Below are 21751 nucleotides of genomic sequence, written 5' to 3'. Positions count from 1 at the left end.
CACACTCCTTAATGGCTCGGCCCGAGAAACGCCAGCCAGCGGCGCTCCGCCAGACGAAACAGACCGACCAGCGCGAAGGTCACGGTCAGGTAGATCAGCGCAGCGATACCGAATGATTGAAAGGTCATGAAGGTGGCCGAGTTGGCGTCCCGCGCCACTTTGAGGATGTCTGGAATCGTCGCGGTGAAAGCCACCGTGGTCGAGTGCAGCATCAGGATCACTTCATTACTGTAGTAAGGCAGCGAGCGATGCAGCGCGGACGGCATGATCACGTAGGCGTACAGCTTCCAGCCGCTCAAGCCATAGGCCTTGGCCGCTTCGACTTCGCCATGGGCCATGCTGCGGATCGCCCCGGCGAAAATCTCCGTGGTGTAGGCGCAGGTGTTGAGGGCGAAGGCCAGGATGGTGCAGTTCATCGCATCGCGAAAGAACGCGTCCAGCAGCGGCTGCTCGCGCACGGCGGCGATGCTGTAGATGCCGGTGTAGCAGATCAGCAACTGGATATAGAGCGGCGTGCCCCGGAACAGGTAGGTGTAGAACTGCACCGGCCAACGCACGGCACGATTGCGCGAGACACGCGCAATGGACAGCGGAATCGACACCAGAAAGCCGATGACCAGCGCGGCGCTGAGCAGCCACATCGTCATGGCCAGACCGGTGATGTGCTGGCCGTCGCTATAAAGGAAGGGGCGCCAGTATTCCTGCAAGAGTTCGATCATCGCACTGCCTCCCGGGCGCCTGCGGAGTAGCGCCGTTCAAGGCGACGCAAGACGAAGTTGGACGCGCTGGTGATCATCAGGTAGATCAACGCGGCGAGCACCAGGAAGTAGAACAACTGATAGGTGCTCTTGCCCGCGTCCTGGGCAGCCTTGACCAAGTCGGCCAGGCCTATGATCGACACCAGCGCCGTGGCCTTGAGCATCACCATCCAGTTGTTGCCGATACCCGGCAGCGCAAAGCGCATCATCTGCGGGAAGGTCACGTAGCGAAACCGTTGCCCGCGCTTGAGGCCGTAGGCCGTGGCGGCTTCCAGTTGGCCACGGGGCACGGCGAGGATCGCGCCGCGAAAGGTTTCGGTGAAATAAGCACCGTAGATAAAGCCCAGGGTGATCACCCCGGCGCTGAATGGGTCGATCTCGATGTATTCCCATTCCATGAAGTCAGTGAAACCGGTGAGCCAGGTTTGCAGGCTGTAAAAAACCAGCAGCATCAGGACCAAGTCGGGTACGCCGCGAATCAGCGTGGTGTAAAGCTGGGCGGGGATGCGCAAAAAGGGCAGGCTGGACAATTTGGCGCTGGCACCGAGCAAGCCGAGCACGATACTGACGGCCAGGGACAGCACCGACAACTTGATCGTCATCCACGTGCCTTGCAGCAACAGCGGGCCGAAACCCTTCAAGCTGAGCGCGCTCAGTCCGAGGGTTTGCAACAGTTCTTCGAACATAAATCAGGACCTATGGCGATAAAAAAGCGCCCTTCCAGGGAAGGGCGCTCCAGGCATTATTTGCCGCTGTACAGGTTCAGATCGCCAAAGTGTTTCTTCTGGATGGTGGCGTAGGTGCCATCATCGTGTAACGCTTTGATACCTTTATCCAAAAGCGCCTTCAGTTCAGTGTTACCTTTTTTGATACCGATGGCGGTTTTCGACGGCAGCAGTGGGTCGTCAATGGCGGCGCTGACTTCGTAGCCTGCACCGGCTGGCGACTTCAAAAAGCCCAGTTCGGCTTGCAGCATGTCCTGCACGGAAGCGTCGAGACGGCCGGAGGTCAGGTCGGCATACACTTGGTCCTGGTTGGCGTAGGCCTTGGTGGTCACACCGGCTTTATCCAATACAGCCTTGGCGTAGGCTTCCTGGATGGTGCCTTGCTCGTAGCCCACGGATTTACCCTTGAGGGACTCGGGCGTCGAGAAGCCAGCCCCCTTCTTGAACACCAGCGAGGTTGGGCCGGAGAACAGCTCGTTAGAGAAGTCGATGGCCTTTTCACGCACCGGGGTCACGGTCATGGACGAAATCACGCCGTCGAATTTTTTCGCTTTCAGGCCTGGAATCATGCCGTCGAAGTCACTTTCGACCCACTTGCATTTCACTTTCAGCTCGGCGCAGATCGCATTGCCCAGATCGATATCGAAGCCGACCAGGCTGCCGTCGGCGGCCTTGGATTCAAACGGTGCGTAGGACGGATCGACACCAAAACGCAGTTCCTTGTATTCCTTGGCCAGCGCGGTACCGGCGGCCATGCACAGAGCCAGTGCAGAAAGGGTCAGCAATGCTTTTTTCATTATGTAATCCCTGGAAACCAAGATAAGCGCTTGTGGCGCGTTTAGGACTGTTACTGAACGGTGTCAGACGGATCACTGGTAGCAATTTCTGCACCATAGTTCCGAATGAGCGTTTTAAAAGGTGGGACAAGGGAAGTTTTAGTGTAGGAGATGCCCGGAAATGGGCACCAAAAAATCCGCGCACCATCTTGGAACTGGCGCTGGTCAAAAAGGTGGGAGCTGGCTTGCCTGCGATAGCGGTGGGTCCATTACTGATGGACTGGCTGACCCGCCGTCATCGCAGGCAAGCCAGCTCCCACAGGGTTTTGTGTTCAGGTCAGTAGGTCTTGCAGGGTGGCGAGGTTGTCGGCTTCTTCCACCTGCTTATCCTGTCGCCAGCGCAACATCCGCGGAAACCTCACCGCAATCCCGCTTTTATGCCGCTTGGAAAGGGCAATCCCCTCAAACCCCAGCTCAAACACCATGCTCGGCGTCACACTGCTCACCGGCCCGAACTTCTCCACCGTGGTCTTGCGCACGATCGCGTCGACCTTGCGCATTTCCTCATCGGTCAACCCTGAATACGCCTTGGCAAACGGCACCAGCGTGCGTTCGGTACCGGGCGGCCCGTCCCACACCGCAAAGGTGTAGTCGCTATACAAGCTGGCGCGTCGACCATGACCGCGCTGGGCATAGATCAACACCGCGTCGATGCTGAACGGGTCCACCTTCCACTTCCACCATAGACCCATATCCTTGGTGCGGCCCACGCCGTAGAGACCTTTGCGATCCTTGAGCATCATGCCTTCCACGCCCAGGCTGCGAGAGGCTTCGCGTTGTTCGGCGAGGTCCTGCCAACTGCTCCCAGTCAGCAAGGGTGATGCCTGCAACAAGGATTGGTTGCACTGGGCAATCACCTGCTCAAGTTGCGCGCGGCGCTCAGCCTGAGTGTGGTTGCGCCAGTCGTCGCCCTGATGTTCCAGCAGGTCGTAGGCCAGGACCGCGACCGGGGCATCCTCAAGTACTTTTTTGCTCAGGGTCTTGCGGCCGATCCGCTGTTGCAGCAAGGCGAAGGGTTGCACCGCGTCTTTCCATACCACGATTTCGCCGTCGATTACGGTGCCATCGGGCAAGCCACTGACCAGGCTGTGAAGTTCAGGGAAACGCTCGGTGACCAGTTCTTCACCCCGGGACCAGATCCACAGGCGGCCCTCACGTTTCACCAGTTGCGCACGGATGCCATCCCACTTCCATTCCACCTGCCAGTTGGCGGGCGAGCCCAGCAGGGTGTCGAACTGCTCCACCGGTTGCGCCAAACCATGGGCGAGAAAAAACGGATAGGGCTGCCCACCCCTTTGTGCATGTTCGTCGGACGATTCGGCGGCGATCAGCTTGAGGTAGCCCTCAGGCGTAGGACGGTTGGACAAGTCCGTGTAGCCCACCAGCCGCTGCGCCACGCGCTTGCTGTCGAGGTCGGCCATCGCAGCGAGGGCTCGCGTGACCAGCAACTTGGACACGCCCACGCGAAAACTGCCGGTGATCAACTTGATGCACACCATCAGGCTGGGCTGATCCAGTTGCGCCCATAACGCCGGTAGGCGCTCAGCCAATTCCAACGGAGGCAAGCCACGCAGGGGCAGGAGTTTTTCCTCCAGCCACACTGCGAGGCCATCCTCTGAGGTGTAGGTGGATTCCGGTAACAGCAGGGAAATCGTCTCCGCCAAGTCACCCACCGACTGGTAGCTCTCTTCGAACAGCCACGGCTCGATGCCCGACGCTTCGGTGGCCATGTCCCGCAGTAGGCGCGTGGGGACCAACTGGCGAGGGCGCCCCCCGGACAGAAAGTACACCGCCCAGGCGGCATCGGCCGGTGGCGCTTGCAGAAAGTAGGCTTGCAGTGCAGCAAGCTTGGCGTTGCTGGAGGTGGTGGCGTCGAGGTTGGCGTACAGCTCGGCGAAGGCCTTCATGCGCTGGCCTCCTCTTCGTCATCGCCGTATTCAGTGGTGAAGCCTTGGGCATCCAGACCTTTTTCCCGCAGATGTCGCACCAATACACCGACAGAGCCGTGGGTGACCATCACCCGTTCGGCGCCGGTTTGCTCGATCGCCCACAACAAGCCGGGCCAGTCGGCGTGGTCTGACAGCACAAAACCTCGATCCACCCCCCGCCGCCGACGGGTACCGCGCAGGCGCATCCAGCCGCTGGCGAAGGCATCGCTATAGTCGCCAAAGCGCTTTATCCAACTGCTGCCGCCGGCGGAGGGGGGGGCGATGATCAAGGCCTGGCGCAACAACGGGTCGGTCTTTTTGAAGTCACCGGCATACAGGGTTTCGGGGATGTAGATCCCGGCCTCGCGGTACACCCGGTTCAGCGGTTCGACCGCGCCATGGCTGAGGATCGGGCCGATGCTGGCGTCGATCCCATGCAGGATTCGCTGGGCTTTGCCAAAGGAATAACAGAACAACACGCTGGCCTTGCCGGCTGCGATGTTCGCCTTCCACCAATCGTTGATCCCGGCAAAAATCTGCGCCTGGGGCTGCCATCGGTAGATCGGCAGGCCGAAGGTGGATTCGGTGATGAAGGTATGGCAACGCACCGGTTCGAAGGGGGTGCAGGTGCCGTCGGGCTCGACTTTGTAATCGCCGGATGCGACCCAGACTTTGCCTTGATATTCCAGGCGCACTTGTGCCGATCCCAATACATGCCCGGCCGGGTGGAAGCTCAGGGTGACGCCCTGATGGACCAGTTGTTCGCCGTAGGCCAGGGTTTGCAGGTTGATGTCCAGCCCCAGCCGCGAGCGCAGGATGCCTTCGCCGGGAGCCGCCGCCAGGTAGTGCTGGTTGCCGGTGCGGGCATGGTCGCCGTGGGCGTGGGTGATCACCGAACGTTCCACCGGGCGCCAGGGGTCGATGTAGAAATCTCCGGCGGGGCAATAAAGGCCTTCGGGGCGGGCGATGACGAGGTCCATGGAATGACCGGGGAAGTGGGCTTGTTACTTATGAGGCGGGGCTGAACGCAGAAGTTCTATCGGAATGTATACAGAACAAATGTGGGCGCAGGCTTGCCAGCGCCCACATTCTGGTCCGGCTTCTTCAGTAAGGCCCCGGGTTATTTACCCGGCGTCAGGGTCAACCTTGTTTTCCCATACACCTTCTCAAAGTTCTGCGGCTGCATCGGGAAACTCAGGTATTGCGCCTTGAGCGACGGGTCGATGCCATTGGCATAGTTCGGACTGGCCGGGTTGCCGGACTGGCCGATGCCACCCTGGCCCATCATCGGTTCCACCTGGCCGAAATCGACAATCATGCGCAGCGCCGGCACTTGGGTGGTGGTGAAATCCTGGCCCCAGTTGTACGGTGCCGGGTTCAAGGTGTTGTGGTCGCCGCCGGACGCCAGTGGGCCACGAATCACCTGGCCATTGGTGTTTTTCCAGGTGGTCGTGTGCAGCTTGCCCCACTGCCAGGCCTTGTGATCGGTACCCAGTTGGCTGTCACCGGCGCTGATCGCCGCGGCCAGGCTGCGGGCGAGGATCAAAGGTTTGTCTTCTTTCTGCGGGGTGCGCACGTCGTCCCAGAATGGGCTGTCTTCGCGGCCCAGCAAGTGATCGGCCTGGGCGGCGTAGGACAGGCTGGCATTGCTGACGAAAGCCTTCCAACTGGTGCTGTTTTCCGGGCCGAGTTCGTCGAGGAAGATCTGACGGGTGCTTTCCTGCAGGAACAGTTCGTAGATCGCGGCGTCGGCGGACGTTGCCACCAGTCGACCATCGAAGGCCATCAAGCGATTCAGTGCTTCCCGCGCCTTGACCTGCTCAGCCGCCGGCAACGCATCGATCGCCTGTTTCAGTGGCTGGGCCATGCCTGGGGCCTGGAACATGGTCTTTAGCTTGGCAGCAAACGTGGTGGTCTGGTCGTATTGCATGGCGATCATGCTGCGGCTGTCATGCTTGCCGGCATTGGCCAACTGCGCCAGGCGCTCGCTACGTTCCGGGGCGTCCCAGGAATTGGACAACTGCATGCCATAACCGCGTGGCGCGGTGCGCTGGTTGGCAGTGCCGACCCAGCCTTGGGCCGGGTCCTGGTCATAGGGGTGCAACATCGCGTCGGCGTAACCGTCCCAGTCGAAACGCGTGTCCCAGCCCGGCGACGGCAGCAAACCTTCGCCTTCGCGACGGTTGGGGAAGCGGCCGGTGACTTGCCAGCCAATATTGCTGGCGTCGGCGAAGACCATGTTCAGCGCAATGGCGCGAATCTCGCGGGTTGCGTCCGAGGCCTTGGCGGCGTTTTGCGCGCGCGACAGGTCGAAGAACGCATCCAGGCTCTTGTCGTCCTTGAAGTCGGCGGTGTGCAGGGCCAGGCCCAGGCCGGTGGTCAGCGCCTGGCTGCTGTTGAGCAGGGCACCGTGGCGGGTTTCGTACACCACTTCACGAATCGAGCGCTGGCCTTTCACGAAAAAGGTTTCGTTACGCACACCTGCCGGCAGCCATTTTCCGTTGTTCTCGTAGTACAACGCGTTGCCCTGGCGTTTGACCTTTTCCAGGAACAGGTCCTGAGTGTCGCCCTTGACCGTGCTCATGCTCCACGCGACCTTGCCATTGAAGCCGGACAGCAGCGTCGGCAAGCCGGCAATCGAGGCGCCCACGGCCTGGTATTTAGGTGCACGGATCTGCACGTAGCTCCATGGCGACGGGGCTTGCGGCTGGGCGGCGAGGTCGTTGGCCAACAGGCTTCTGCCGCTGCGGCTGCGTTGCGGACCGATTGCCCAGTTGCTCGAGGTGGTGACCGCCAGTGAGTTGAGGTGACTCAGTTGCTGGCTGACCGCGTCCAGCCCTGCCAGGCCGGTGATCTGGCCCAGGCTCACACCTTTGAGTTTCTCGGCTTCGGCCAGCGGGACCGCTTCATCCGGCGCGCTTGGGGTCAGCCAGGCGAGTTTGTCGACGCCGACTTTCTGCGCCAGCACCAGGGATGAAATTTCTTCCTGCAGGTTGGCCGACTCGCTGAAATTCAGCAGGCAGAACAGCAGCGCCGAATCTTCCGGCTTCCAGTATTCCGGCTTGTAGCCAGTCTGGGCCAGGTCTGGCGGTAGCTTGTCGCGGTAGCGGAACAGGTAGGCGTTGACGCCACGGGCATACACTTCAAAGAAGCGTTTGAGGCGCGGCGACGAAGCGTTATACAGCTCGCCGGCACTTTTTTTCAGGTTGACCGCACGCATGAAACGGTCGACGTCCAGCACTTCAGCACCCGCCATTTCCGCCAAGCGACCCTGGGCCAGCAGGCGCAGGGTGACCATCTGGGTGATGCGATCGCTGGCGTGCACGTAACCGAGGCTGAACAGCGCGTCATGGAAGGTATTGCTTTCGATCAGCGGCATGCCCTGGGCATTGCGACGCACGGAAACGTTTTGAGCCAGGCCTTTGATCGGCAGCACACCGGCGACCGGCGGCAGGGTGTCCTGGGTGTTCTGGAGCTGGCAACCGGCCATGCTTAACGCACTGGCCACTGCCGCGGCAACGCCGAACCGGGGAAGAAAATGTGAGAGGGCTGGCGAGGCCATGGCAAAGCTCCTGCGGGGGGTAGCGTCAGTAAAGGCGCTACGTTAGTGAGCGCGGCGAAACGACGCAAGCGGGAGTTTGGGGAAAGCGTGAGATCTTGAGTCTTGCGCAGACCAATGTGAGCGCTGCGGTGTGACGATTCGACTTGGTCGCGAAGGCGGTCGGTCAGTCACACACGTACCGACTGATACACCGCTTTCGCGAGCAACCCCACACATTTTGATTGAGTGCGACTTAAGATCAGGATTTGGGCGGGTTGATCTTCTGCACCAGTTCATAGGCGCGGACCGTCGCCGGCCGTTCCTTGATGCTGTTGAACCAGCGCAGCAGGTGTGGGAAATCTTCCAACCGCTGGCTCTGCCACTTGTGGGAAACAATCCACGGGTAGATCGCCATATCCGCGATGCTGTAGGCGTCGCCTGCCACGAACGGCCGATCCGCCAAGCGCCGGTCCAGCACGCCGTAAAGCCGGGCGGTCTCATCTATATAACGCTTGATTGCGTAGGGAATCTTCTCCGGCGCGAACTGGCTGAAGTGATGATTCTGACCGGCCATTGGCCCCAATCCGCCCATTTGCCAGAACAGCCATTGCAAAGCTTCCTGGCGACCGCGCAGGTCTTTTGGAATGAACCGGCCAGTTTTTTCCGCGAGGTACAGCAGGATTGCACCGGATTCAAACAGCGAAATCGGCGCGCCGCCGTCGGCAGGGTTCTGATCGACGATCGCCGGAATTCGGTTGTTGGGGGCTATCTTCAGGAAGTCAGGCTTGAACTGTTCGCCCTGGCCGATATTGATCGGGTGCACCTCGTAGGGGAGACCGGCTTCTTCCAGGAACAGCGATATTTTGTGACCGTTGGGGGTGGTCCAGTAATACAGGTCGATCATGAAGCTCTCCAAAAAGGGGAATGCTTGAGCGGATGCCTGTAGGTATAGGTGATGTTCAGTGCGCAAAAATTCAATGAAACATTTGCGCATAATCTTAGAAGCAATTTATACGGCCCCATCCACCCACCCAATGTGGGAGCGCGCAAGTCAAATCGTCGCACCGCCGCTCCCACATTTGGATCTTCAGCGTGGCTTACGCCCCGTGGCACTTCTTGAATTTCTTCTCGCTGCCGCACGGGCAAGGGTCATTGCGACCCACGTCCTTCAACGCATTGCGCACAGGCTCCTGGTGAGCGTGGCCGCAGTTCGGGCCGTGGACATGGCCGTGGTCGTGATCATGGTGATCGTGATCATGGTTGCAGTCAGGACCATGGACATGGGGTTGCTGAGTCATCGATGTCGCTCCGGAATAAAATCGCCGGGGATTATCTCGCCATTGTGGTTCACCTGCACGTCATAACCGATGAATAATCCGGTTTTCAACTCACCTTCCAGGCGATACGGCACAGGCTTGTTGGGTTTTTTCAGCATCTGCACCACATCACGGATCTGCGGCCAGAGGTTGGTGCGTACCGACACCCGGAAAAACTTATGACTGCGCGGCGGTACGGTTAGCCACTCGTCTGACTCGCCCTCGGTCAACACGAAGTCGCCCAGGCTGACCTTGTAGATCAGGCCGCGCACGGTCAGGTCGGCGTCGTCACGGTTGTCCACGCGAAAGAACAGCTTGAACTTCTGCTCCAGCAGCTTGGCGCGCACCACTTCGACTTTCACCAGGGACACGTGCGGCGGCGGTGAGTCGTCTTCGAACCACGACGCGCAGCCGCTCAGACCAAGGGTTAACGCCAGCATCAAGCTGTACATCCGGAGCATGGCGTGAGTCCTGTGGTGGCTAGAGATAGCTGGAACAACACTTCTTGAATTTCTGCCCACTGCCGCACAGGCACGGATCGTTGCGTCCGGCCTTCACTTGCACTGTCGGGTCGATGAAGTACCAGCGCCCGTCATTCTGTACGAAAGAGGACTGCTCGCGGTGGCTATGTTCGCCGGTGCTGTCATGCCAGCGTGCGGTGAAGGTCACAAAGGCGTGTTCCGGCTGGCCGCCAAACACCTCGCAGCTTTCCACTTCAAGGCCGAGCCAGGTGCTCTGTGCGCTCCAGGCGCCGATGGCATTGCGGTCCAGGTCCGGCTGTTGGGCGGGCAGGGTGGTGGCGACCAGATAGTCCACCAGGCCCAGCACGTAGGCGCTGTAGCGCGAGCGCATCAGCGCGCTGGCGCAAGGTGCCGGGTGCCCGGCGTGATAATGGCCGCAGCAGGCATCCAGCAGGTTGCCACTGCCGCAGGGGCAAATGGGTGTGCTCATCGGGTTACCACCAGTACTTTCCGAAGTTTTCCGGGTTGGCCCAAAAGCGGGCGTTGAGCCAGTCCGGTACTTGTTTATAGTCAAGCAGATCATAGGTAAACAGCGTCAGAACCTGCTCATCACGCTGGAAACGCTCACCAGCCTGCAGGGCGAGGGAGAAGAAGTCGGTGTCCTTCCAGTCACAGGCGCCCAGGTCCACCAGTACCGCAATGCGGCTGGCATTGAGGTTGCGGATGCCGCCCAGCAGCGTCAGGCCTTGTGGTTTTGACAGGTGCTCCAGGCAGTCCACCACCAGCGCCAGGTCAAACCGCTGTGCGGCAAGCTCCGCCGGCAAGGCTCCCGGTGCCGCGACAGACACCTGGGTATCCGGGTGCGCCTTTTTAAAAGCCTCCAGCGCCGGGAACTGGCTGGCGCCCAACAGCAACAGGCGTTTTGGCGGGTGCAGATCAAGCAAGGCGGCCAAGGCTTGCTGGGGTGTACGAGCAGAAATACCAGCGGTCATCAGAGATCCTCACATCAGGACCGTAGAGACTAGCGCGGCTGAGCGTGCGGGCCTAGAGCGGGCGGCAGCGAAAAGTCCGACAGTAGCAACGAACCTCAATGAATACAGGGGGGCGGCGCAGTGGCGAAGATGAAAAGAGCCGTCTTTACTCCACCCATCGGCCCCCGCCGATCCCCTCAGGAGAAATCAGATGAGCATCATGCGGACAGCTCTACCCTTGGTTCTGCTAACCGGAGTATTGACAGGTTGCGCAGGTTTGCAAAAAACCGACTGGCCCACCTGCGCCGCCGTTGGCGGTGTGACCGGCGCGGCGATCGGTGCCACTGAAAGCTCGGCCTATGCAGGCTATGGTGCGTTGCTGATCGGTGGCATGGCCGGCGCCTATTGCTGGGTGCACGGCGATGGCGATGAAGACGGCGATGGCGTGCCAGACAGCCGCGACAAGTGCCCGGGCACGCCAAAAGGCGTGCAGGTAAATGCCGATGGGTGCCCGCCTGCGCCGCCAGCGGCCGTGGTTGAGGAGGTCGTGGTGGTCAAGGAAGAAACCATCGTGATTCGCGATGTGCACTTTGAATTCGACTCGGCCAGGCTGACTGCGGCGGATAAAACCAAGCTCGACATCATCGCCACCCGCCTGAAACAGGAAGCCCCAAGCGCTCAACTGCGTGTCATCGGCCATACCGACAGCGTGGGCAAAGACGCCTACAACCAACGGCTCTCGGATAAGCGCGCGCATTCGGTGACGGATTACCTGGTCGGCTCGGGTGTGCCTCGCAGCGCCTTCGTGGCGGTGACGGGTGCGGGTGAGAGCCAGCCGGTGGCTGACAATAAAACCGCTGAAGGCCGTGCCTTGAACCGCCGTACGGAAATCCAGATCAACCGCTGACGGCTCTTGCCCCTGTGGGTTCCACAGGGGCATTGCTGGCAACTTTCGCTGAAGTCTCCCCTTTATTAACTTTTTTATCCTTCACTGGCAAAACGCCGGTAGAAGTCGTTACTGTGCTTCCAAAGAATAAGTTGAAATAGCTTTTGTAATAATTCCGGGGAGCTTCATATGCGTAAGGTTTTACTGTTGGCCGTGTTGGTCAGCCCCGTTGCCCTGGCGCAAAGCGTCAGTGTTGAAACCAACTCGTTGATGCGCCTGCCCAGCAGCACCAGCGTGTTGCAACTGGAGCGCCTGGACGTGGCGGACTACGGCACCTTGCTGGTTCCTTCCACCATCAGCCAAGTCACGGTGGATGAGCTGCACCTGGGGCGTGACGCCCGTATCGCCATCGTGCCCGGCGGCACCGCGTTGCAATTGCAGGTGCGCCATGCGCAGTTGGATCACGGCAGCCAGATCACCTCGCGCGGTGCTCCCGGTACCCATGAAAAGCCGGCCAAGGCTGGGCGTGATTTGATCTTGCGCATGAATTCGCTGAACGCTGAAGAACTCTCGGTAGACGCCCGTGGTGGCGCCGGTGCCCAGGGTTATGCCGGGCTGGACGGTGCCAACGGTGAAGACCCAGGTTGCACCTGGGGTTCGGCGGGCCGGGGCTTCAATGGTGATAACGGCGGGGATGGCCTTCCGGGAGCAGCGGGTGCACAGGTGCGGGTCGAATTGCCGCAGAGTTTTCCGGCTGAGCAGATCAAGGTCTGGGTTGACGGTGGCGCCGGTGGTTTAGCGGGCACGGCGGGTAAACCCGGCAAAGGCGGGCAATCCAAAGGCTGTGTGGTGTACCGCGCTGATGGCGGCGAGAAGGGCCGCCCAGGGTTGGAAGGGCAGCCTGGGCCGACGGGGCCTGCTGGCGCTCTGACTATTCAGCGGCTGTGAGTCGTTTGGGCTGACGTCTTCGCGGGCAAGCCCGCTCCCACATTCGACCGCATTCTCATGTTGGAACTCGGTCAACTGTGGGAGCGGGCTTGCCCGCGAAGAAGCCCTAAAGCACACCCTTAGAACATTGGCCGAGCCGAAGCAATCGCTACCACCACCAGCCCCACGATCAAGTTAATCCCCACCAACCGGCGAATCTGACCCAGTACCGCCGCACCTGCGGGCCAATCTTCAGCCGCCACTGCCGTGCGCAATTCCGGAAGCTTCAACGCCTGGATACGTATAAACAGCGCCGTCATCACCAGATACAACCCCATCATCACCTGCACATAGCGCGGTGCCGTCTCAAACCCGCTGAAGCGCAACTGCAACAGGCCTACGCCGCTGATCGGCAAAACCGCCACCGCGACCCACACCCACACGAAAAAACGTTGAAACACATTCGTCCATAATTTGAGCCGGGCAGGGCCCTCAAGCGCCGCCACAGCGGCGGGGCGCAGGATCATCCAGGCGAAAAACATGCCGCCGACCCAGATCAGGGCAGCCAGTACATGCAGGGTATAAACGAGGCTAAACACAGTCATTGAGGTACTCCGTTCTGCGCGGGATTAATTAGCGGGGTATGATAGCGGCCGATCCGAACCACTGAAAATTTATCCAGCGTTTTTTGCGCCCGACTATCCATGATCAGCACTGAACTCAAAACTACGATCCAGGGCGCCTACACGCGTTTTCTCGAAGCCAAGCGCTTGAAACCGCGCTACGGCCAGCGCCTGATGATCGCCGAAGTGGCCAAGGTCCTCGGGGATATCGACACCGACGACGAAGGCCGGCGCAGTGGCGACCCGGCGATCGTGGCCGTCGAGGCCGGCACCGGTACCGGCAAGACCGTGGCCTACAGCCTGGCTGCGATTCCTACCGCCAAGGCTGCCGGCAAACGCTTGGTGATTGCCACCGCGACCGTCGCCCTGCAAGAGCAGATCGTCTACAAAGACCTGCCTGACCTGATGCGCAACAGCGGCCTGAACTTCACCTTCGCCCTGGCCAAGGGCCGTGGCCGCTACATGTGCCTGTCCAAGCTCGACGTGCTGTTGCAGGAAGGCCACGCGCAAACCGCCACGGCGTCGCTGTTTGAAGAAGAGGGCTTCAAGATCGAAGTGGATGAAGTCAGCCAGAAGCTGTTCACCAGCATGATCGAGAAGCTGGCCGGTAATAAATGGGACGGCGACCGCGACAGCTGGCCCACCGCGCTGGAAGACGCCGACTGGGCGCGCCTGACCACCGACCACAGCCAGTGCACCAACCGCCATTGCCCCAACTTCGGCCAGTGCGCTTTCTACAAAGCGCGCGAAGGCATGGGCAAGGTCGATGTCATCGTCACTAACCACGACATGGTCCTGGCCGACCTGGCCCTGGGCGGTGGCGCCGTGCTGCCTGACCCGCGCGACACCCTCTATGTGTTCGACGAAGGTCATCACCTGCCCGACAAGGCCATCGGCCACTTCGCCCACTACACGCGGCTGCGCTCCACCGCCGACTGGCTTGAAACCACTGCGAAGAACCTCACCAAGTTGCTGGCCCAGCACCCGCTGCCCGGCGACCTGGGCAAGCTGATCGAACAAGTGCCGGAGCTGGCGAGGGAGATCAAGACCCAACAGCAATTCATGTTCAGCGCCTGCGAACAGGTGGCTGACTTCAAGCCCGGTGAAGACGTCGAGGGCCGTGAGCGACCCCGTCATCGTTTCGTCGGTGGGTTGATCCCCGAACACATGCGTGAAATGGGCATCGAGTTAAAGAAGGGCTTCTCGCGCCTGACCGACCTGTTCACCCGCCTTACTGACCTGCTCAAGGAAGGCATGGACGGCGAGGTCAACATTGGCATCGCCAGCAACCAGGCCGAAGAATGGTACCCGCTGTTCGGCAGTCTGCTTTCCCGTTCCCAAGGCAACTGGGAGTTGTGGACCGCCTTCACCGTCGAAGACCCGGAAGACAACCCGCCCATGGCCCGCTGGCTGACCCTGTCCGAAAGCGGGGCACTGTTTGATATCGAGGTCAACGCCAGCCCGATCCTGGCGGCCGAAATGCTGCGGCGCAACCTCTGGAACGTGGCCTACGGCTGCCTGGTGACCTCGGCCACGCTGACCGCACTGGGTACTTTTGATCGCTTCCGCATGCGTGCCGGCCTGCCAAAAAAAGCGGTTACGGCGGTAGTGCCAAGCCCGTTCCATCACGCCGACGCGGGTGTGTTGCGGGTGCCGGACCTCAAGGCCGACCCGCGGGATGCACCCGCGCACACGGCCGCGATCATCCGCGACCTGCCGGAGCTGGTAGAAGGCTCGCGGGGCACCCTGGTGCTGTTCTCGTCGCGCAAGCAGATGCAGGACGTGTTCGACGGCCTCGACCGTGACTGGCGCAAGCAAGTGTTTATCCAGGGCAACCTGTCCAAGCAGGAAACCCTGAACAAGCACAAGGCGCGGGTCGACGGTGGAGACTCCAGCGTGCTGTTCGGCCTGGCGAGTTTCGCCGAGGGTGTGGACTTGCCCGGTGCCTACTGCGAACACGTGGTGATCGCCAAGATCCCGTTCTCGGTGCCGGATGATCCGGTCGAGGCGGCGCTGGCCGAATGGATCGAAGCACGGGGTGGTAATCCGTTCATGGAAATCTCGGTGCCGGATGCTTCCTTGAAGCTGGTCCAGGCCTGCGGTCGTTTGCTGCGTACCGAAGAAGACCGGGGCACCATCACCTTGCTCGACCGCCGTTTGGTCACCCAACGCTATGGCAAGGCTATCCTTAATGCCTTGCCGCCGTTCAGGCGCGAAATTTCTTGAGCCACCGTGGGCGGATTCGCCCACTTCGTGGTCTATCTCAATTATGTCATCAGGCCATTCACCGGTCGCCTGGGAGAACCTTGCTCGTATGATTCGCACGCTGCCCGCTCTTTTTGCCCTGCTGTTTACAGCGCCCTTGATGGCTGCGCCTGCGGGGCAACAAACGCTGTTCAATTTCGTCCGGCCTGCCGATGTGGTCAAGGTGGCGACCCAGGACGCCAGCCTGCCGCAATACAACGCCGAACAGACCGCCGAAGGCGAAGTGCTGCGCCGCATCACCTTCAACCCGGCGGTCGAACCGAGCCTGGTGCTCAGCCCGCAAAGCGGCGCCTGGGACTGGTCGCAATCGAGCGCCATGAGCTTGCGTATCCAGAGTGCGATGGACTGGGCGTTGACCCTCTATGTCAAGGTGCAGAGCAGCGATGGCCGCACCCTGGTCAGTCGCATTGACTTGCCAGCCGGTCCGGCCCAGACCTTGCTGATCCCGCTGCAAGCCAATTCGCCGTTGAGCCAGGGCATGAAGGCTGGCCCGCCGATGCCGATCACCGTGGACGGCCAGCGCGTATTGCTGGCCAGCAGCGTGGGTGAAATTGACCGCAGCCAGGTGGTTTCGGTGACCTTGTCAATGCTCAAGCCTAACGCCGCCCAGAGCATCTTGCTGGAGCGCTTTGGCGTGCAGGACAGCGAGCCGGTGTTGAAGGCGGCCTACAGCGAGTTGGTGGATGCCTATGGTCAATCCACCCGGGCGCGCTGGCCGGAAAAAGTCAGCGGCGACGGGCAACTCAAAGCCGCCGCGGCCAAGGAGCAACAGCAACTTCAGGGCTGGCTGGCCACGCGGGATAAGTCCGCCCTGGACCAGTACGGCGGCTGGAACAAAGGCCCGGCGTTCGACGCCAGCGGGTTTTTCCGCACCGAAAAACGCGACGGCCGCTGGTACCTGGTGACGCCGGAGGGGCATCCGTTCTACTCCTTGGGCGTCAATACTGTGGCCCCGGACAACAGCCAGACTTATGTGGCCGGGCGTGAATGGATGTTCGCGGCGTTGCCTAAAGGTGGCGAACCCTTCGACAAGTACTACGGCAGCGGCGACAACCGTACCGGTAACGGTGCAGGCGAAGGGCGTAGCTTTGGTGCCGGTCGTTGGTATGACTTTTACGGCGCCAACTTGCAACGCACGTATGGCGGTGACGGTTTCGACCAAAAACGCTGGGTCACCCATACCCTCGACCGCCTGCAAGCCTGGGGTTTCAACACCGTAGGCAACTGGAGCGACGAGGATTTGACCACTGCCAATCGTGTGCCCTACACCTTGCCGCTGTCGATCGTCGGTGACTACGCCAGCATCAGCACCGGCACCGACTGGTGGGGTGGCATGCCCGACCCGTTCGACCCGCGTTTCGCCATGGCCACCGAACGCGCCGTGGCTATCGCCGCCCGCGATCACCGTAACGACCCGTGGTTGGTCGGTTTCTTTGCCGACAACGAACTGGCCTGGGCCGGTCCCGGCGATGATGCTAAATCCCGCTACGCCTTGGCCTACGGCACCTTGCGCATGACCACCGACGTACCGGCCAAGCGCGCCTTCCTCAAACAACTGCGTGACAAATACCGTAACGAAGGAGGCCTGTCGAAAGCCTGGGGCATCGAGTTGAAGGGCTGGGAATTGATGGAAGACCCGGGCTTCGAACCGCCGATTCCCAACCCTGAGCACCCGGAAATCGAAGCTGACTTCCAATACTTCCAGAAGACGTTTGCGGATGCCTACTTCAAGACCATCTCCGACTCGCTGAAATGGCACGCCCCCAACCAACTGCTGCTGGGTGGCCGTTATGCGGTCAGCACGCCGGAAGCCGTGGCCTCCTGCGCGCAGTATTGCGATGTGCTGAGCTTCAATATGTACACGCTTAAGCCGCAGGACGGCTATGACTTTGCCGCGTTGCGTGCGCTGGACAAACCGGTGCTGATCACCGAATTCAACTTTGGCTCGGCCGACCGTGGGCCGTTCTGGGGCGGCGTGACGCAGTTGGCCAAGGAAGAAGACCGTGGCGCGGCTTACGGCAACTTCTTGAAGCAGGCCATGGCCGAGCCGTCGATTGTCGGCGTGCATTGGTTCCAGTACCTGGACCAGCCGGTGACCGGTCGATTGCTCGACGGTGAAAATGGCCACTTTGGCCTGGTGGGTATCACCGACGTACCGTTCCAGGGTTTTGTTGAAAGCGTGCGCAAAAGTAACCTGGCGGCGGTCGATCAACTCGGCAAAGAGGCAGAAAAGGCCAAGGCGGCCGGCGCCGTGCGTGAAAGCGAAGGGGGCAGAGCCGGGCACGAAGGCAAAGGCCCGGTGCAGGGCGCCGGGCATGCCGGTGGGCACTCCGGAAATGGTCATTGATTGAGTGCTGACGGGTTCACAAAACCCACAAGGGCTGGAACAATGTCGGCCACTTTTTGCTGTGTTGTCCGAGGGTGTTCAGGTGCAGATCCAGGGTCATTACGAACTCCAGTTCGAAGCGGTACGTGAAGCCTTTGCCGCGTTGTTCGATGACCCGCAAGAGCGCGGGGCCGGGCTCTGCATCCAGATCGGCGGTGAAACCGTCGTCGACCTGTGGGCCGGTACCGCCGACAAGGACGGTAGCGAGGCCTGGCACAGCGATACGATCGTCAACGTGTTTTCCTGCACCAAGACCTTTACCGCCGTTACGGCCCTGCAACTGGTGGCTGAAGGCAAATTGCAACTGGATGCACCGGTCGCCAACTACTGGCCGGAATTTGCGGCGTCAGGCAAAGAAGCCATCACCCTGCGCCAGTTGCTCTGCCACCAGGCGGGGTTGCCGGCGATCCGCCAGATGCTGCCTACTGAAGCCCTGTACGATTGGCAACTGATGGTCGGCACACTGGCGGCCGAAGCACCGTGGTGGACGCCGGGCCAAGGCCATGGGTACGAGGCGATCACCTACGGCTGGTTGGTGGGTGAATTGCTGCGTCGCGCCGATGGGCGCGGGCCGGGAGAGTCCATCGTGGCGCGGGTTGCACGGCCATTGGGGCTGGACTTTCATGTGGGCTTGGCCGATGAAGAGTTTTATCGCGTTGCACATATAGCGCGCAGCAAAGGCAATATGGGCGATGAGGCCGCACAACGTTTACTGCAAGTAATGATGCGTGAACCTGAGGCCATGACTACACGTGCTTTTGCCAATCCTCCGTCTATTCTGACCAGCACTAATAAACCCGAATGGCGGCGTATGCAGCAGCCAGCGGCAAATGGTCACGGTAATGCACGTAGCCTGGCGGGTTTTTATAGTGGATTGTTGGACGGTAGTTTGCTGGAAGCCGACATGCTTGAACAATTGACCCGTGAACACAGTATCGGGCCGGATAAAACATTATTGACACAAACCCGTTTTGGCCTGGGCTGCATGTTGGACCAACCGCAGTTGCCCAACGCCACCTTCGGCCTTGGCCCGCGTGCTTTCGGGCATCCCGGCGCGGGTGGCTCGGTCGGGTTTGCCGATCCCGAGCATGATGTAGCGTTTGGTTTCGTGACTAATACATTGGGGCCTTATGTACTAATGGACCCGCGGGCACAGAAGTTGGTCGGAATATTGGCCGGTTGTCTGTAAATCCCTTGCTGTTTCACGTTTTTTTGTTACAAAGGCAACTATAAGAAGACGCTGAACGAAATGATGTAACTTTAATGTTCTGTAAGCGTCTGTTTAACGGGTCACCCAGACCCCCGTTTCTTTTCTCATTTTGTGGATATCTCATGTTATCGAACAAGTCCTTGGCACTGGCGCTGTGCCTCACTATTACCGGCTGCGCACAAACTCCACAAAATGATGCCGAGGGCGGGCATTGGTGGTCATTTGGATCTGATAAGGCCGCTACCAAGGACGCAGTGACCCAAACCGACGCCAAGCCGGATGCCAAGCCCGCTGCGGGCGCCAAGCCTGCAGCACCGGTAGCGGCCGCTGCTGCTGCGCAAGCCCCAGCGCCAACTGCAAAGGCTGACACCGGCTCCAGCTGGTGGCCGTTCTCGTTCAAAAGCGCCGACGAAAAGGCTGCCGATGCCAAGGCTGACCTGAAAGCCGACCTCAAGGCCGCGGAGCCAGCACCTGCCGCCGCCCCAGTCGTCGCCAAGACCGACACCAAATGGTGGTGGCCTTTCGAAAGCAAACCTAAGCCATTGGCCAAGGTCGACGTGACCAACGTACCAATGCCCGACCCGAAAATCACTCAGGCCTGGCTGGACGACTATGAGCCACGCCTGCGCGCCGCCATCAAGGACAGCAACCTGCAACTGGAGCGTCGTGACAATGTGCTGGTGGTGATTGCACCGGTAGACGGCTCCTACAACCCGAAACGCCCAGCGATGCTGCTGCCCGTCACCCTCGGCCCGTTCACTCGCGTTGCCAAGGCCGTTGAAGCCGATCCAAAGACCGCCGTACTGGTATTGGGCCACGTCGATGCCACCGGCACCGCCCCGGCCAGCCAGGCGCTGACCAAGGAACGTGCACAATCCATCGCCTCGATCTTCAGCCTCAGCGGCCTCAAGCAAGACCGCCTGATGCTGCGCGGCATGGGCGACATGATGCCACGTGCCGCCAACGACAGCACTCAGGGTCGCGCACTGAACCGTCGTATGGAAATCATGTTTACCCAGCGCACCACCATGCTGGCTTTGCTGAGCAAGTATCAGTCGGGCAAGACTCCACCGGTGGCTGAAATGGTTGCAGTACACAACGTTCCAGCCCCGGCCCCGGCTGCCAAAGCTCCGGCCAAGAAGGCTACAGCCGCCAAGAAAGCCGCTGCCAAGCCAGCCGCTAAAAAAGCACCGGCTAAGCCTGCTGCCAAAAAGCCTGCTCCAGCCAAAGCCAAGGCCGCTGCACCGGCAAACGACCAGGCGAAAAACTGATCTGTTGAACCAGAAGGATAAAGCCGCATGACCCAGGCACTGGCCGATATGCGCCGTGACTACACACGGGATGGTTTGAGCGAGGCCCAGGCCCCGAGCGAGCCGTTTGCGTTGTTCCACGAGTGGTTTGCTGACGCGGTGACAACCGAGCAGCCCCCGGTGGAAGCCAATGCCATGACCTTGGCCACGGTCGACCAGGACGGTCGCCCGCACTGCCGCATCCTGTTGCTCAAGGGCCTGGATGCGCAGGGCTTTACCTTCTTCACCAATTATCAGAGTGCCAAGGGCGAACAGCTCGCGGCTCGACCGTTTGCGGCCATGACCTTTTTCTGGCCGACCCTCGAACGCCAAGTGCGCATCGAGGGGAGGGTGGTCAAGGTCACGCCTGAGGAGTCGGACGCTTATTATCAGGTCCGCCCGCTGGGCAGCCGCCTGGGTGCCTGGGCGTCCCCGCAGAGCCAGGTCATCCGTGACCGCGAAGAACTGCAGGACCTGCTCAAGGCCACCGAACAACGCTTCAGCGATTCCCAACCCGATTGCCCCGAGCACTGGGGTGGCTATCGTTTGCTGCCGGAGCGCATCGAGTTCTGGCAAGGTCGCTCCAGCCGCTTGCATGACCGCTTGAACTATCGCTTGCAAGGGGCCGACTGGACCCGCGAACGCCTGGCGCCCTGAGCCGCACCTTTCGTCACCTCACCTGAATGTTGCCGATCACTCCGAAGTCTCTATCGCAGAGGCTTCGGGCGTGTGTTGCTGCGCGGCTTTTTTCAACCAGTGCGGCAAGTCGGACCGCCTGATTTTCAGCGCGCGAGCCTGTTCCGGCTGTCGCAGCATAAATGCGCGCTTGTGCAGATCATTGCCCGCCAGTGATAGCGCCAGGTCACGGTCGATCCATCGCCTGATACGCAGGTACAGCCAGCCGTGAAAATACAGGCCGGCAAGCGTTGTGACTACAATGATGAAGTAATCCATGGAGGTCCTGGCTAGGCGTGGAGTGCTACCGTTCGTCGAGTTTTCTGGTACGGGCTGTCTGTACTCAGGCTGAATGAAAGCAATTTTCTGCGGCGCTTGCCGTGACAGGCGTCAAGCTGCAGCGTTTAATGAACACCTGTCCTTTGGAGTTGATGCTATGCGTAAGTCCGTTTTACTGGTTGCCTGCTTTACCACCCTGTCGTTGCTGCTGGGTGGCTGCGCCTCGAGTCTGACCGGCGACTCGTACTCCCGCGACGAAGCGCGTCGTGTTCAGACCGTGCGCATGGGGACCATCGAATCCCTGCGCCCCGTGAAAATCGAAGGCACCAAGACCCCAATCGGCGGCGCTGCTGGCGCAGTCATCGGCGGCGTTGGCGGCAGCGCTATCGGCGGCGGTCGTGGCAGCATCGTGACTGCCGTGATCGGTGCCGTTGCTGGTGGGTTGCTGGGCTCGGCCACCGAAGAGGGCCTGACCCGCACCCAGGGTGTGGAAATCACCGTACGCGAAGACGACGGCAGCATGCGCGCCTATGTGCAGGCTGTGCAGGAGAATGAAATCTTCCGCATTGGCGACCGTGTACGCATCATGACCGTTGATGGTACTAGCCGCGTTACGCGTTAAGCGCTGGTTGTAGAACTACAAAACCCCAGCCGGGTGACCGGTTGGGTTTTTTT

21 protein-coding genes are annotated in these 21751 nt (G+C 60.6%); 8 read left to right on the top strand and 13 right to left on the bottom strand.

The window, feature by feature from the left end:
• Window positions 1-8: 8 nt before the first annotated feature.
• From AACY30_RS12635 to AACY30_RS12585, 11 genes are all read right to left on the bottom strand, one after another.
• Entirely contained in the window at window positions 9-719 is a 711-nt protein-coding gene (locus tag AACY30_RS12635) for an ABC transporter permease (RefSeq protein ID WP_339540411.1), read from the bottom strand.
• Window positions 716-1444, bottom strand: coding sequence for an ABC transporter permease (locus AACY30_RS12630; protein ID WP_339435899.1), 729 nt, complete (start codon window positions 1442-1444; stop codon window positions 716-718). The genes AACY30_RS12635 and AACY30_RS12630 overlap by 4 nt, the downstream gene beginning before the upstream one ends.
• Before the next feature lie 56 nt (window positions 1445-1500).
• Window positions 1501-2280: a transporter substrate-binding domain-containing protein gene (locus AACY30_RS12625; protein WP_339469488.1), complete on the bottom strand. Its 780-nt coding sequence runs from the start codon at window positions 2278-2280 to the stop codon at window positions 1501-1503.
• Between the two features lie 311 nt (window positions 2281-2591).
• A complete protein-coding gene (locus AACY30_RS12620) occupies window positions 2592-4226 on the bottom strand; it encodes an ATP-dependent DNA ligase (protein ID WP_339469489.1) in 1635 nt (544 codons plus the stop codon).
• Complete coding sequence (locus AACY30_RS12615; RefSeq protein ID WP_339540410.1) at window positions 4223-5227, bottom strand: ligase-associated DNA damage response exonuclease; 1005 nt, start codon at window positions 5225-5227, stop codon at window positions 4223-4225. The genes AACY30_RS12620 and AACY30_RS12615 overlap by 4 nt, the downstream gene beginning before the upstream one ends.
• Before the next feature lie 140 nt (window positions 5228-5367).
• On the bottom strand, window positions 5368-7809 hold the full coding sequence (locus AACY30_RS12610) for a penicillin acylase family protein (protein WP_339540409.1): 2442 nt from the start codon (window positions 7807-7809) through the stop codon (window positions 5368-5370).
• Between the two features lie 238 nt (window positions 7810-8047).
• Window positions 8048-8692 (bottom strand): glutathione S-transferase N-terminal domain-containing protein, encoded by a 645-nt coding sequence (locus tag AACY30_RS12605; RefSeq protein ID WP_339469493.1) that lies wholly within the window; start codon window positions 8690-8692, stop codon window positions 8048-8050.
• A gap of 193 nt (window positions 8693-8885) precedes the next feature.
• Window positions 8886-9086, bottom strand: a complete 201-nt coding sequence (locus AACY30_RS12600; protein ID WP_003189235.1) for an SEC-C metal-binding domain-containing protein — start codon at window positions 9084-9086, stop codon at window positions 8886-8888.
• The gene (locus tag AACY30_RS12595; protein ID WP_339540408.1) at window positions 9083-9565 is read right to left on the bottom strand and encodes an LEA type 2 family protein; all 483 of its coding nucleotides are present in this window, start codon (window positions 9563-9565) and stop codon (window positions 9083-9085) included. The genes AACY30_RS12600 and AACY30_RS12595 overlap by 4 nt, the downstream gene beginning before the upstream one ends.
• A gap of 19 nt (window positions 9566-9584) precedes the next feature.
• Window positions 9585-10055 carry a YchJ family protein gene (locus tag AACY30_RS12590; RefSeq protein WP_339418090.1) on the bottom strand — a complete coding sequence of 157 codons (471 nt, stop codon included), beginning with the start codon at window positions 10053-10055 and terminating at the stop codon, window positions 9585-9587.
• Between the two features lie 4 nt (window positions 10056-10059).
• Window positions 10060-10557, bottom strand: a complete 498-nt coding sequence (locus AACY30_RS12585; protein WP_339469496.1) for a DUF6231 family protein — start codon at window positions 10555-10557, stop codon at window positions 10060-10062.
• Window positions 10558-10747: 190 nt separating this feature from the next.
• Here AACY30_RS12585 and AACY30_RS12580 point away from each other — a divergent pair, with 190 nt between their 5' ends.
• Window positions 10748-11443, top strand: coding sequence for an OmpA family protein (locus AACY30_RS12580; protein ID WP_339540407.1), 696 nt, complete (start codon window positions 10748-10750; stop codon window positions 11441-11443).
• Window positions 11444-11611: 168 nt separating this feature from the next.
• The gene (locus tag AACY30_RS12575; RefSeq protein WP_339469498.1) at window positions 11612-12370 is read left to right on the top strand and encodes a collagen-like protein; all 759 of its coding nucleotides are present in this window, start codon (window positions 11612-11614) and stop codon (window positions 12368-12370) included.
• Window positions 12371-12489: 119 nt separating this feature from the next.
• Here AACY30_RS12575 and AACY30_RS12570 read toward each other — a convergent pair whose 3' ends face one another.
• Window positions 12490-12954 (bottom strand): CopD family protein, encoded by a 465-nt coding sequence (locus AACY30_RS12570; protein WP_339469499.1) that lies wholly within the window; start codon window positions 12952-12954, stop codon window positions 12490-12492.
• Between the two features lie 99 nt (window positions 12955-13053).
• Here AACY30_RS12570 and dinG point away from each other — a divergent pair, with 99 nt between their 5' ends.
• The 5 genes from dinG to pdxH all read left to right on the top strand — a co-directional run bounded on the left by dinG (window position 13054) and on the right by pdxH (window position 20779).
• A complete protein-coding gene (dinG, locus tag AACY30_RS12565; protein WP_339418082.1) occupies window positions 13054-15198 on the top strand; it encodes an ATP-dependent DNA helicase DinG in 2145 nt (714 codons plus the stop codon).
• A gap of 88 nt (window positions 15199-15286) precedes the next feature.
• Complete coding sequence (locus AACY30_RS12560; RefSeq protein WP_339469501.1) at window positions 15287-17584, top strand: beta-galactosidase; 2298 nt, start codon at window positions 15287-15289, stop codon at window positions 17582-17584.
• Window positions 17585-17666: 82 nt separating this feature from the next.
• Window positions 17667-18812: a serine hydrolase domain-containing protein gene (locus tag AACY30_RS12555; RefSeq protein ID WP_339540406.1), complete on the top strand. Its 1146-nt coding sequence runs from the start codon at window positions 17667-17669 to the stop codon at window positions 18810-18812.
• A gap of 143 nt (window positions 18813-18955) precedes the next feature.
• Window positions 18956-20104, top strand: a complete 1149-nt coding sequence (locus tag AACY30_RS12550) for an OmpA family protein (RefSeq protein ID WP_339540405.1) — start codon at window positions 18956-18958, stop codon at window positions 20102-20104.
• A 27-nt stretch (window positions 20105-20131) separates the two neighbouring features.
• The gene (gene pdxH, locus AACY30_RS12545; protein ID WP_339469505.1) at window positions 20132-20779 is read left to right on the top strand and encodes a pyridoxamine 5'-phosphate oxidase; all 648 of its coding nucleotides are present in this window, start codon (window positions 20132-20134) and stop codon (window positions 20777-20779) included.
• A 36-nt stretch (window positions 20780-20815) separates the two neighbouring features.
• Here pdxH and AACY30_RS12540 read toward each other — a convergent pair whose 3' ends face one another.
• Entirely contained in the window at window positions 20816-21076 is a 261-nt protein-coding gene (locus AACY30_RS12540; RefSeq protein ID WP_339540404.1) for a hypothetical protein, read from the bottom strand.
• Window positions 21077-21233: 157 nt separating this feature from the next.
• Here AACY30_RS12540 and AACY30_RS12535 point away from each other — a divergent pair, with 157 nt between their 5' ends.
• Window positions 21234-21698: an outer membrane lipoprotein gene (locus AACY30_RS12535; protein WP_003189251.1), complete on the top strand. Its 465-nt coding sequence runs from the start codon at window positions 21234-21236 to the stop codon at window positions 21696-21698.
• Window positions 21699-21751: the final 53 nt, after the last annotated feature.

The sequence above is a fragment of the Pseudomonas sp. RA_5y_Pfl1_P24 genome, assembly GCF_963970945.1.
GTDB lineage: Bacteria > Pseudomonadota > Gammaproteobacteria > Pseudomonadales > Pseudomonadaceae > Aquipseudomonas > Aquipseudomonas tritici.
This window is presented reverse-complemented; position numbering and strand designations above follow the sequence as displayed.